This is a genomic window from Ottowia thiooxydans DSM 14619 (genome assembly GCF_000422885.1).
In the GTDB taxonomy this organism is placed as follows: Bacteria; Pseudomonadota; Gammaproteobacteria; order Burkholderiales; family Burkholderiaceae_C; genus Ottowia; species Ottowia thiooxydans.
In genome coordinates this window covers 48,153-60,997 of sequence record NZ_AUGX01000008.1, presented here as the reverse complement: position 1 = coordinate 60,997, position 12,845 = coordinate 48,153, and the positions used below count along the sequence as shown (strand labels likewise).

Below are 12,845 nucleotides of genomic sequence, written 5' to 3'. Positions count from 1 at the left end.
GCATATGCAGGAGACAGGCCCGCCGCCGGGCTCGGCGAATTTGCTGATCGAATCCAAGCTGGTGCCACCCCAATTGGCACTGCACACGCTTGTGCGCGCGCAACTTTCCGCCTTGCTGCATGCAGGACTTACCAAGCGATTGATCTCCGTCACGGCGCCGGCCGGTTATGGCAAAACTACTGCGCTGGCCCAGTTTGTCGCTCAGGTGGAGGTATTGGGGGCATCCTGTGCATGGCTGAGTCTGGATACGCAAGATGAGGATCCGCTGCGCTTCATGCACCATCTGGCCGCGGCGCTGCACCGGGTTAATCCTCAACTGGGCCGCAGCGTGCTCGCGCAGAGCGGCGCGGGCACCATGGCCTCACTGGACGCCATCGTCGCCGCTCTCTTGCACGACATGATGTCCCACCCCGGGCGCTTGCTGGTGGTACTGGACGATATGCATCTGGTGCAAACCGAAGCCGTGCATCACAAGCTCGAATGGCTGCTAGCTCACCTGCCCCCGAACGTCGGCATGGTGCTGGCCAGCCGCCGCAGGTTGCCCATCTCTTTGGCTCAATGGCGGCTGCGCGATGATTTACTGGAGGTGGACGCTGTTCACTTCGGCCTGAACCTGGAAGAGACCGCCGACTTCGTCGGCAGAGTCAGCGGCACCTTGCTTGATCAGGCGCAGCTTCAAGCCCTGCATGAACGCACGGAGGGATGGATCGCCGGGCTGCAACTGGCCTCGCTGGCACTGCGCGAGAGCGACGACAAGATAGCCTTCGTGGCCGCCTTCTCCGGATCCGATCGCGACATTACCGACTATTTGGGCGAGCAGGTACTGGACAAACTGCGGCCAGCCCTGCGCGACTTTCTACTCGACACCGCTCCGCTGGACCGTTTCTGCGCGGAGCTGTGCGACGAAGTACTTTCACGCAGCGACAGCCGTGCCATATTGGCTGAAGTGCAGGGCCGCCAGCTCTTCCTGTCCGGCCTGGACCGCTCGCGCACCTGGTTCCGCTACCACCACCTGTTCGCAGACTACCTGCGCAGCCGCGGCCGTGAACGAGCCGATGATCCCTTGCGGGTAGTTTGCCGGCGCGCCAGTGACTGGTTTGACCGGCATGGCCTTCCGCATGAGGCAGTGCGCTACGCCTTTGCGGCCCAGGATCTGGAGCATGCTGCTGATCTGGTCGCTGCCTTTTCAGTCGAACTGGTCCAGCACAGGGGCGAGCATGCCACCTTGCTGGCCTGGCTTTCTGGCCTGCCACCGTCCCTGGTACGAGCCCGGCCCGGTATCCGCATCGGCCATGCCTGGTCCTTGGTGTTGACGCGACGGCATGTTGAAGCCGATGCCGAACTGCGAGCTCTTGAAGGCGACAGTCTGGACGACAGCGATTCCAACGGCAGCCTGCGTTGCGTGGTGGAGATGGTTCGCTGTGTGTACTACGCACTATCGGATCAGCCCTTGCGCGCCAAGGCGGCCGCTGAAACCTGGTTACGCTGCTGGCCGCAGGCCGAAGCCTTTCGTACCGGCGTCGTGGCGAATGTGCTGGCGGCTGGTTGCTGCGCCACCGACTCCTTCGAGCAAGGTATACAGGCACTGGCTATTGCTCGCCGCGCCTTCGAGGAATGCGGCGCTCACTATGGTCTGGCGTGGGCCCACGCGCTGGCCACCATGCTGGCCCTGCGCCGGGGAGAGTATGGCTTGGCGTTGACGCAGGCGCGCAGTGGCATCGCGGTGGTGGAGCACAGCTTGGGCGTGGTTTCGTATGCGGGTTCCATGCTCACACTGTTGGCTGCAGAAGCCTGCTGGGAGCAAGGCGATCTCCAGCAGGCTGAGCGCTATCTGGATCTGGGTCTGCCGTTCATAGATCAGCACGGCTTGGTGGAAATGAGCACGGCGGGCTATCTCACGCGAGCGCGCTTGTTGCGCCAGCATGGGGATATGGCCGGTGCTGACGCCTGCCTGCTCGAAGGCGAATCCCTGGGTCACCGCCTTAAGTTGCCGCGCCTGGCACGCATTCTGGCGGCTGCGCGCTGCACACTGCGCCTGACCCGAGCTCCTCTGGAGGAGGCTCTGCAGCTTGCTCAGTCTTATGGATTCGCTGGCCACGGCGGCGGAGCCCTGCCCCCTGCCGACACCACAGGCGTCCTGGCGCACGAAGATAGTGTGGAGCTACTGACTCTGAGGCTGCATCTGGCACGCAGCCAGGGTAGCGAAGCTTTGGGGCCGCTCTCGGCCGCCATACGACGTGCTCAGCGCCAAGGTCACCAGGCCCACCAGGCCCGGCTGATGGCCCTGAAAGCACTGGTCCACCATCGCAGCCTGGATCGTGCACAAGCGCTGCGCACGCTGGATGAAGCTTTGGCACTCGCCGCTCGATGCAGCTTATTGCGCAGCTTGCTCGAACTTGATGCGCAATTGCTTGACCTGGTGGAGGCCATCGCGGAAAGCCGGCGTGGTGTCCCAACGCACTCGCACGAGACGCCTCTTGCCTACCTGGAGCAGCTCTTGCATGCTGCTGGACGCAGTGTCACCCCGGTGGCGGCAGCGCCTGCCATGGCTACTGAGGAACTGACCGAGCGCGAAGTCAAGATTCTGCGCCTGCTCAAAGCCGGCCTGGGAAATCGTGAATTGGCTCAAAGCCTGTTTCTTTCTGAAGCCACTGTCAAATGGCATCTGCACAAGATTTTTGCCAAACTAGGGGTGAAAAACCGAACCGGCGCGTTGGCTCGGGCAGAGCAAATTGACTTGCTCTGAGCGAGGCCTGCGGATTTAATAAGCTTGCCCCTCAGGCAGGCGTATGCTTGCTCTCGAAATCACCAGGGCCGCCACATGTATCTACCGCAGCACTTCGCCGAATCCAACATCGAAGAGACGCACCGCATCATCCGAGCCAATCCTCTCGGCATGTTGGTCCGAAGCGCGGGCTCGGGCTTTGAAGCAGATCACGTGCCGTTCCTGCTTGAAGCCAACCAAGGCTCCTGTGGGGTGCTGATCGCCCATGTGGCACGAGCGAACCCTGTTTGGCAGGAAGTCCGCGATGGCGATGAGGTCCTGGTCGTTTTCCGGGGTGTAGAAGGCTACATGTCGCCGAACTGGTATCCGGGCAAGCTGGAGACTCATCGCCGTGTGCCCACCTGGAATTACGAAGTGGTTCATGCTCATGGCAAGATCCACGTGCGCGATGAAGAGAAGTTCGTGCGGCGTGTCGTGGCGCGCCTAACGCACGAGCACGAGGCCAGTCAACCTCAGCCGTGGAAAATGGGCGATGCTCCAACAGACTACCTCGCAGAGCAGCTCGGCCGCATCGTTGGCATAGAGGTCATCCTCACGCGCGTGGAGTGCAAGCGCAAGCTCAACCAGCACCATTCGCTGCCCGATAGGGAAGGCGCCATCCGAGGCCTCGAATCTCGTGGGAATCATGGTTTGGCACAGGCCATGCGCGACACCCTAAAGCCCGACGGCAGTGGAAATTCGGCGTAATTAGCGGTTTACTTAACGCTGGAAAATTCCTCCGGGGGCTGTTCAGTATCTTGCCGGCAACCGGGGATAGCAAGGGTTGGACCGCACCATACCTTCTGAGAAAATACACGTATGCGCATCATCACAGCAAACCTCAACGGTATCCGCTCCGCAGCGAGCAAAGGCTTCTTCGAATGGGCCGTTCAGCAAGAGGCTGACGTCATTGGTGTTCAGGAAGTCAAGGCTCAAAGTGAGCAAGTCACCGGCATTCATTGCCATGTCGGCAAGATGCCCGGCCAGTTTCATTACGCTCAGAAGCGTGGCTACTCAGGCGTTGGCATCTACACGCAACAGGAGCCTTCTGAGGTCATCGTAGGTTTGGGCGACGAAGAATTCGATTATGAAGGCCGGTGGGTAGAAGCCCGTTTCGACAAGCCCGGGCGCAAGCTCAGCATCATCAGTTGCTACTTCCCCAGTGGCTCATCCGGTGAAGAACGTCAACAAGCGAAGTTTCGTTTTCTTGCGTTGCTCTACCCCAGGCTCCTGGCTTTGAGAGAAACCAGGGAGTTCATCTTGATGGGCGATGTCAACATTGCGCACCAGAATGCTGATCTTAAAAATTGGCGCAGCAACCAGAAGAACAGCGGTTTCCTGCCCGAGGAGCGAGCCTGGATGACCAAAGTGCTAAGCGAAGGCGGTCTGGTCGACGTGTATCGCCGACTGCACCCCGACACAACAGACACCTGCTACACATGGTGGAGCAATCGAGGGCAAGCCTATGCCAATAACGTGGGATGGCGATTGGACTATCAGTTGGCCTCTCCTTCCCTCGCGGCAACCGCCCGTACCGCCGCCGTCTATAAGGACAGCAAATTCAGCGACCACGCCCCCCTGACAATCGATTACGACTTCGACCTTTGATCAGACGAGGCTTCGCTGCGCCTTGGGCCCTGAAGCAGCCGTTCCACGGCTGTGGCCGGACGCACGCTTTGCAGCGATTGCCGTCATCGGCGGTCGGCCGCGCCCAGAATGGCTGCCTGCGGCTCTTGGCCTCTTTGAAGCAAGCCCGCTAACCTCTCAAAAAACAGCAGCGGGAGGTCGGGGCTTAATGCAGGCACTGAGGTCCGATTGATCTCAAAACCGAGCGCGGCGGCGCGGCATTTTCGGTGCGCTCGACGCTGCGCTGATTTTGCTGAACTTCATAGTGCTGCTCACTGTCGTCGAAGTCTTCTGTTAATTCCACTCATTGGCGCGGGATAGACCGATGCGCGCCAGCGATCAACGCAAACAGGCGCCAGGCATGTGCTGTATCTGCGTAATCTCTACGCAGATGTGCGTAAAAAAAACGCAAGGCTGCGGTCAGCACGCGCAGGACTGCGTCTATGATGCGCACATGCTGTCGCGCCGAATTACCTCTGCAGATCTGGCGGCTGTGGGCCGTGTGGGTCGACATCGCCTTCGAAACCTTCTCAAAGACCTGCCGGAGTTCGCCGCACGTCCGGCGAATGAGCGCGTAGCCATCGAGTACACACGACACGACTTAGCGGTAGTGGCGGTCTTGTGCGAGTTAGAGCGTATGGGCTTGCGCAAGGATGCGATTGCCCGATGGGTTACTCCCATACAGCAGGCGCTCTCGGGACCTCGCGCCATGAAAGCGCCGCAGTTGCTGCTTACATCCGAGCCCACGCAGGCATCGTTTGGCGACGAGCACAGCCTCTTTAGCGCTGGCGTCGTCGTGGATCTAGACAAAATCCTGCGCATGGTAGACAGCCACTTCGCTGGCGTGGATGGTGGCCGCGAGATCCAGCGCGATCTGGGATTTGAGCCGGTGAGCATAGGACGCACGAAGTCCTCGAACAATGAGTCGAAGGCACGTCGCCATGGTTAACCATCACGACTGGTACGCCTTCTTTGCAAAGGCGGGGGTGCAGATCGATAGCGTCGTTGACCTGAACGATGTGGCCGGACCACGCCACGTCCGATACCTGGACCTGATTCGCAGCAACGACACCGATGAGCCGTTGCCAGACGCGGTCGTGGAATCGAGCGGTGTTCCGCTCGTCTACGTGATCAGGCATGACACACTGGGCAATGCGCCAGGCGATCAGCAGGCGCTGAAGCAACTCGTTCGCGTCCTTGCCTGCCGCGCTGATGCACGTTATTTAGCCGTGCTCGAGCCTGGCCAGGTCGTGGTCTACCCGATCCTGATGGACGACGCGCTGCGTCAGCCGTTGTTTCACGACACGGAAGCCGCGAACTACGCCATGTTCCGGGGGATGCTTACGGGCAGCGCGGCGCAGAAGACATCAAGCCCCATCTCGCGCAAGTCGCGCAAATCCAGCAAGGCGGCAATTCAATGGCTGGACGAGCTGCTGTTTCAACTGCTCTCGGACGCTGCGCGCGCGATCCATGCGGCAGTGCCGACACTCTCCATTCAGCAGGTGCTGGCGCTCGTTGGACGCGCACTGTTCTTCAGGTTCCTAGTTGACCGCGGCATCGTTACCGATGCGGACCTGCCCGACATCACATGTCGTGTGAAAGACATCTCGGAGGTGTTCGGCACTCTCGATGCGTTGGTGGACACATGCAAGTGGCTTGACAAGATCTTCAACGGTGACTTGCTCAGCTTCAGCGAGGACGATTCGGACGACGCCAGTCACGAGTACATTGCCTTACAACAGTTGCTCTCGGCGCGCTCAACCGACGTCTGCTGGAACCTGACCAACATTCAGGCCAAGGCGCTGCGAGGGCAGTTACCGCTTGAGTGGAGCGGCATCTACTTCAAGCACGTCCCAGTGGATGTGCTGAGCCAAGTCTATGAGGACTTTGCGCACGAGTTTGTCCCAGCGCTGGCCAAGGCTACCAGCATCCACTTCACGCCGCGCAAGCTTGCGGAGATCGTGGTGGACGGTGCCTTCAGTGCAGTGAATAGTGCGCCGCCCGACCAGGCGCGTGTGCTCGATCCATCAGTCGGCGGCGGCGTGTTCCTGGTGTTGTCATTCAAGCGTCTGGTCGCGGAGCGCTGGCGTGCGACCGGCGCGCGCCCTCGGCGAGCCGAGATCCGCCGGATCTTGATGACGCAGCTCACCGGTCTGGACATTAATCGCGATGCGCTCAATGTCACGGCGTTGAGCCTGTACCTGTGTGCGCTTGAACTCGATCCCGACCCAAGCCCGCTGTCTGATCTGAAGTTTCAGAAGTTGATCGGCGCCATCCTCCACCCCGTGGACTTTGATGCGCTCGATCCAAACAAGGTGCCTGGGAACTCGCTGGACGACGCCGACCTCGGCAGCTTGTCCGACCAAGTGGTGTTCGGTCCCCTGACCAATACCTTTGACATCGTCGTTGGCAATCCACCTTGGAACGCGTTTAAGGACGGTCGGAAAAGTGCGCTGAACCTCACCTTGCGGAAATTGCTCGCGAAGAGGCTGGAGCCGGCGACACCGCCGGCAGCGGCCATGGTGGCGCGCTACGGGTCGCCGGACATCGCCTTCGTGTTTGCCGCGTCGCTGTGGGCCAAGGCGGGTGGTGCCATTGGCTTTGCGGTGCATGGACGCATCCTGTTCCAGCCCGAGTCGTTCGAACTGCGCCGGTACCTCTTCGAATCGCTGCGGATCACCGGTATCATGAATTTCGCAGCCCTGCGTCAGGACGCGAAAATCTGGCCGAAAAACGATGCGCAATTTGCGTTGATGGTCGCAGTCAACGAGTCACCCGGACCGTTGGACAGCTTCTATTTCATCAGCCCGCGCCATGAACCGAGCCTGTCGGACGAAGGGGTTTTTCGCATCGACCCCGGGGCCGCCATCCCGGTTTCACTGAGCGACGTGTGCAGCGAGCCTCAGGCGCTCAAGGCGCTCTTCAAGGGCGGGCGGCTGGGATTGGATCTGCTGCGCCGGCTTACCGGCGAGAGCTCGTTGCCACTGGGCCAGCAGGTGGCCAAGCATGGTGGTGACTTCAACAGCGGGTACCAGACCGGAAAGCAAGTCAACCGGATGCGGGATGCCAGCCACTTGATAGACCTGCTCGAAGTGCAGCACGACATGCAATTCACCGCCGCGCCCGGGTCGCGCGCCGGTGGCATGCAAGACAAGCATTTTTCGTTGCCGAAGATCCAGTGGCCTCGTTCGCCTGAGATCTTCCGTGGGCCGCTGCTACTGCTGCGTGAATCGCCCAAGCTTGAACGGGAGATCCGCGGCGCGCTATACGCGACTACGGACGTTGCGTACAGCGAGAGCTTTGTCGGCCTGTCAGCCTTCAACAAGCCCCAGCTCGCTCAGCTGATGGATTTGATCTACGTGGTGTCGTACAGCGATTTGTTCCTGTACTACCAATTGCTCACGAGTCCGAAATTCGGGGTCGAGCGTGATTCATCGCTTCAAAAGGATCTACTGGAATTCCCGCTGGTCCGCGATGAGACGTTAGACAGCGTGGCCCGGCAGCAGCTGCGAAACGTGGCCGGGCGCTTGCGCGAGGGTGTAGTCGACTGGGAAGAGCTGGACAAGCTTGTATTCGAGCTGCATGGGTTGACTGCAGCGGACGGCCAACTTGTACGAGACACGCTGGAGATGGAACTGCCGTTCACGGACATTTCCAAGCACGCAACTGCGCCAACCGCGCGAGCTGAACGCACCACTTTTTGCGACATCATTGAAAAGCTCCTGGCGCCATTCTTTGCACCCGACCAACCTGTGCGAATGACCGAGTTTCTAGAACGTCCTATCGATGGGTGGGTGTTCATCGAAGTTAGTGCGCCGCAGCTAGGCTCCGAAGGCTTCGCGGTGGATTTGGCCAACTTGGTGGAGTTCGCAGACAGCTACTGGAGCAGTCGCATTGTCATCAAGATTAAAGGCCGGACGATCTACGGGCTTCTCGATCAGAGGCGCTATTGGACCCGAACTGAGGCACGAACACTTGCGCTGAGCTGGTTGCAAGCCCGCGCGCCGCTGACACCAGAAGCGCGCTTGGCGCGCAGGCAAGCTGGAGCCGCGTCAACGTGACGTTCAACAGCCTCGGACGGCCGCCCGCCAAATACACCACCTTTCCTCCTTGGCCTGCTGAGCTCGTCAGTTCGGTCGAGCAGGCACTACAAGAGTCCTGGCGCGCGTTGCTGCAGCACTACCCGCATGTGCTTGCCACGCGCGACGAAGACAAAATTACCGAGGCATTGGTGGACATCATGATCGATGTCCGCAAACGTGCATCGGTGCCAGGATTTACGCCAGCTTTCTTCGGCCTGCCCACCCGAGATGCCAAGCATCGCGACTGGACCGGCAAGTGGATCGACCAAATGCCGGACATGAAGGTCCCACTGGCGTTGCCCCGCGCCAACGTTGCCCACGACAACCACGATGCGATGTTCTTCGAGTGCAAGGTGCTGTTCGGTAAACGCCAACTGAGGTTGTACGGCGATGACGGCATGGAACGTTTCGTGGACGGTCGCTACGGTTGGTGCATGCCCCACGGACACATGGTGGCGTACGTGCTGAAGGCACCCAGCGACCAGCCGCATCCAGCGCTGACGACTCATCTCGCGCGCGCGCGTGGCAAGCCGCCGCAGACCAATGGAAAACGCCTGGCGGTAGATGGCACGCCCACAGTCGTTGAACCGGCAGCGTGCGTCAACACGAGGGACATCGTCGAAACAGAACATCTTCGAGCAGCACCCGTGCTTGCCAGCGGCCAAAACAGGATCGTGCTGCGACATCTGTGGCTGTGCATTTGATGCGCTGAGCCCCCGATGACCTGATGGCGAGGTTCCGAACCACTGCCGGCCGTGTCAACGCAGCCTCCTCGGAAAGGACTCTTTTGGGTCGATTTGAGACGGTCCCACACCGCATCAGCGTTCATTTGGGCAGTCAGCGCGCTGACACCCGCGGCGAGCGGCCGGTTCAGGTGCGAAGCGGCCAATCAGCCCGGTGGCGCTCAATGGCCGGTCTTGGCGGGAGCGGTCGTTCAGCCACTGAACCACGAACGACTCAGCACAGTCTCAATCGGTCGTCCGCCTTCCGGCATTGAACGACCGCTTCGGCCGATCGCGGCCGTCCGATACACCAGGGGCGCCCCGCTATGTGTAGGTTTTTTGTCGCATTGACTATCAACTCGCCACCCCTGGCATTGCAGAAACTGCGCGCTCTGCTGCCATTTACAAAGACGTCAAGTTCAGCGACCACGCCCCGCTGACAATCGACTATGACCTGGAACTCTGACTACGCCGCCACAAACGCCCCGTGAAGTCCCAATGGAATGGCGTACGGGAGCGTCGCCTGCGCTACGGGTCCATCGGCCAGCGCATCGGCAGCAAAGCATGAGAGCACGGTTTTCTTCTGTGCGTAATCAAAGACGGTGCCGATCACCCAGCCTGGGCGTTGCCCGTCAGGCACAAAGACGTGCTCTTCAACCATGGCTTGCGCACCGTAGCTAAAGCTCTGAGAAGCCCCTGATTCAACGTCGGTGGACGCGATGGCGCTCCACATGGGAAGTCCGCCATTCGGCTTCGCTGCATGAATGACGCGGCGATGCCGCAGACCGACCCGCCGCAGATCGATGCGTAGGAACTCAGCCTCTATCCCCAAGTCCGTCTGCGTCGCCTTGCCGGTATGCAAGTTGAGGCTCACCACCGTCAGGCTGGGCCCTGCATTCCCGAGAAGGCGGGCACGCATCACTTCGCGCGTGTCCGTGAGGACGCTCGACGCATCAGACGAACGCGAATAGTCCAGATGAATCACGGTGCCGTGGGCTGCCTCTTCTTCCCATGCATTGCCAAGATGAAACAAAAAGCCAGTGGGAAGTGTGAGCACCTGCCTGCGCGTCCAATCCCTCTTGTCAATGACCAGCGCACGCATGCCCAGCTCAGGTCGCCATACATGAGAATCAAGAACGCTCGCACCTGCCGCCCTGCGTTGGACGTCGTACACCAGAGGTGGGAGCAGGAACACCAAATGGCCGCTAGTCACAGCAAAGTCATGGAGCAGCGGCATATCGCTGATGGGCAAAGCATCGGCGCGCCTGAGCACGCCGTCTGGTCCGATTTCATACAACAACAAAAAACCAGTGTTCGAGCTAACGCCAAAATTCCAGATCGTTCCGTCGGGTTCGACCCGAGGGTGCGCTGAAAACGGTGCACCCGCCAGATCATTCCGCCAAGTCTTGAGTCCCCGTGTCTCCAGTGTGCGGGGGTCCAGGCGTGTCGCGGAGCCAGCTTCCCATAAAGCGAGCAAATCACCCGCTATGGGCAGCAGGTTGATGTTTGCGGTGTTCATGCTGTCGGGTGAGCTCACTGCTTCCCTGCCTTTGAATACCGTGCCAAAGCCCTCTGTCAGCCGTCGGCCGGCTTGGACCTCGGCAACGCGCTTGGCCGTCGCCACATAGCGGCCCTGATGGTGGACTTCAGCGCCAGCGATCACAAAGCGATGCGCCATACCATCGCCATCGAACCAATGATGGTTACGCTCACCGCCGAGGTCATGACCCGCCGGGCCAATGCGGTAAAGCGTGCCACGGGCCGCATCGGGAAAGCGCCCACGCACCCTGACCGGTGTCAAGGGAAGGTCTCCGGCCGCCGTGGTAAACGCTGACTTCCAGGGCGCGTCAGACGCGTCGAACTGCGCTTGCCAGCTTTCGTGTTCGCTGGCGTCCGCTGCCCCTGACGCCAGCAACGGAGCACTGCTACTGGCGATGAGTCGCAGCAGAAGTTCGCGACGTCCCATGACTTCATCCTTCATTTAACGCAACCGAAAGGTGATGCTCATATCAGCATCCACCTGCACCGCAGCAGCGTCGAATGTCGGCGGGCCCATTCGGCCCCTGGCATCGTTAGAAAACCCATAGCGCTCGATGGGCAGGCCAACGATGTTCTTGTCCAGTTTGGAGTTGCCGTTCTCGTCCGCGAAAGACTTGATGACATACCGACCCACTGGGAGATCAGTGAAAACCAACTGCGCAGTGCCGTCGCGCATTTCGACCTTCTGAGAAGAGAGTGCCTTGTCGCTCGCCAACGCCTCTGCGGTGTCGAAAATGGCCAGATAAAGCGTCGCTGGCGCGGCTGGACCATCGCTCACTGTCACCCGAAGGTCTGCCGCGCTGACAGCCAGAGGAAGCGCCGCGGCGGCGAGTAAAAGAGCAACATGCGAGAACTTCATGTTCAGCACCGGCCTGCCGCGCGCAGCAAGGCATTGCACTCTCCGCCAGCGCTGCGGCCACGTTGGCCTGAAGCCGCAGACCCCTGATTGGTGCCCCGGTTCTGGCCGCCGACCATGGCGGTGCAGATTGCATCGGAATGCGGCGTCTGCCCAAAGGTCATGGCTTTCTGAAGGCCAGTAACCCCATACAGGTAGCAACGGTAGGCCAGGCCTTCGCGGGTGTTGACGGTGTAGTTGATGCGACCACCCGTTTCCTCCGAGCGGTCAGTGATAGTGAACTGACCGACGGTTCGCCCGATCGCCTGCGCGGTTCGTTTCTCCAGGCCATCCTGATCAATAGTGGATGCACATCCTGTCAGGAGTGCCACGGCCGTGACAATGGATGCGATGGGTCGAAGGTGCATAAACGTCTCCAAGGGTTTCAACGGGGTTAATGGGTAAAGCAGGTGTCTGTGGGCACGGTGGTCAGGCTTGCAGATCACGCACCAAAGGACGCACGAACTTGGGATGGGCGAACGAAAGCCCGCCTTCACCCAAGGCCTGCTTGTGGAACAGGGAAACTCAGGTCGGCTTGCGAGCCACGATGAAGACCCGGAAGTCCTTACCCCGGGTACCGTGCCGCTCTACCGATACGATCTCCAGCCCCTGCCGGACAACGGCAGATTGCAGGTGATCCGCGTTGAAGCACAGCACTTCGGGAGCCTTGCCGATGGCGCGCATCAGTGGCAATGCAAGCCAAGGAATGAGCGGATTCATTTCGGCGATGCAGGGCGTTTTGGAAATCAACAAGCCGCCCGGCCGCAAGGCCTGCACTGCAAGCGCCAGCGCTTGGTCGAGATCATTCACCAGATGCAGTAGATTGAAAGCCAGCACCGCGTCGTATTTACCTTGCTCAATCGCCGGCGCGTCGGCGTCGGCTACTGCAAAGCTCAGTTGAGGCACCGGCTGAGCCGTCAGTTTCTCGTGAGCGATCGCGATCATCGTGGCCGAGACGTCGGTGGCCAACAGCCGCCGGGTTAAGGGCGCCAGGCGCAGCGCGGTAGTGCCCGTGCCGCAGCCAAGTTCCAGCACGTTCTGATCCGCCGACAAGAGGGCCTGCACGCGCCGCAGTGTGGCCTCGTACCCCGCCATGTCAGCGATCGGGTCGGCCGCGTACTTGCGCGCAGTGCGGTCCCAGAAAACGGCCTTGCGCGCGGCTGCAATGGACAGGGGTAAGGCGTCAGAGCGCGGGGCCATGGTGAGGGGCGGCATAA

General features: G+C 60.5%; 10 protein-coding genes and 1 pseudogene. 7 read left to right on the top strand and 4 right to left on the bottom strand.

Features of this window, described 5'->3' with window-relative positions:
* Positions 1-4 precede the first annotated feature (4 nt).
* From G518_RS0103985 to G518_RS39840, 7 genes and pseudogenes are all read left to right on the top strand, one after another.
* A complete protein-coding gene (locus G518_RS0103985; RefSeq protein WP_028601427.1) occupies positions 5-2,746 on the top strand; it encodes a winged helix-turn-helix domain-containing protein in 2,742 nt (913 codons plus the stop codon).
* Positions 2,747-2,821: 75 nt separating this feature from the next.
* Positions 2,822-3,472, top strand: a complete 651-nt coding sequence (locus G518_RS0103980; RefSeq protein WP_028601426.1) for an FMN-binding negative transcriptional regulator — start codon at positions 2,822-2,824, stop codon at positions 3,470-3,472.
* A 111-nt stretch (positions 3,473-3,583) separates the two neighbouring features.
* The gene (locus G518_RS0103975) at positions 3,584-4,372 is read left to right on the top strand and encodes an exodeoxyribonuclease III (RefSeq protein ID WP_028601425.1); all 789 of its coding nucleotides are present in this window, start codon (positions 3,584-3,586) and stop codon (positions 4,370-4,372) included.
* A 472-nt stretch (positions 4,373-4,844) separates the two neighbouring features.
* Positions 4,845-5,339 carry a hypothetical protein gene (locus G518_RS33790; RefSeq protein ID WP_028601424.1) on the top strand — a complete coding sequence of 165 codons (495 nt, stop codon included), beginning with the start codon at positions 4,845-4,847 and terminating at the stop codon, positions 5,337-5,339.
* Entirely contained in the window at positions 5,332-8,451 is a 3,120-nt protein-coding gene (locus G518_RS0103960) for an HsdM family class I SAM-dependent methyltransferase (RefSeq protein ID WP_028601423.1), read from the top strand. The genes G518_RS33790 and G518_RS0103960 overlap by 8 nt, the downstream gene beginning before the upstream one ends.
* Positions 8,448-9,176 (top strand): hypothetical protein, encoded by a 729-nt coding sequence (locus G518_RS0103955; protein WP_028601422.1) that lies wholly within the window; start codon positions 8,448-8,450, stop codon positions 9,174-9,176. The genes G518_RS0103960 and G518_RS0103955 overlap by 4 nt, the downstream gene beginning before the upstream one ends.
* Before the next feature lie 361 nt (positions 9,177-9,537).
* Positions 9,538-9,660 (top strand): annotated as a pseudogene (locus tag G518_RS39840) (exodeoxyribonuclease III); the annotation flags it as partial.
* Here the strand turns inward: G518_RS39840 and G518_RS0103950 are convergent.
* From G518_RS0103950 to G518_RS0103935, 4 genes are all read right to left on the bottom strand, one after another.
* Complete coding sequence (locus G518_RS0103950) at positions 9,661-11,160, bottom strand: carotenoid oxygenase family protein (protein ID WP_028601421.1); 1,500 nt, start codon at positions 11,158-11,160, stop codon at positions 9,661-9,663.
* Positions 11,161-11,175: 15 nt separating this feature from the next.
* Positions 11,176-11,592: a DUF2141 domain-containing protein gene (locus G518_RS0103945; RefSeq protein ID WP_028601420.1), complete on the bottom strand. Its 417-nt coding sequence runs from the start codon at positions 11,590-11,592 to the stop codon at positions 11,176-11,178.
* A 2-nt stretch (positions 11,593-11,594) separates the two neighbouring features.
* Positions 11,595-11,996: a hypothetical protein gene (locus G518_RS0103940; RefSeq protein ID WP_028601419.1), complete on the bottom strand. Its 402-nt coding sequence runs from the start codon at positions 11,994-11,996 to the stop codon at positions 11,595-11,597.
* Between the two features lie 157 nt (positions 11,997-12,153).
* Positions 12,154-12,828, bottom strand: coding sequence for a class I SAM-dependent methyltransferase (locus tag G518_RS0103935; RefSeq protein WP_245597895.1), 675 nt, complete (start codon positions 12,826-12,828; stop codon positions 12,154-12,156).
* Between the last annotated feature and the right edge of the window lie 17 nt (positions 12,829-12,845).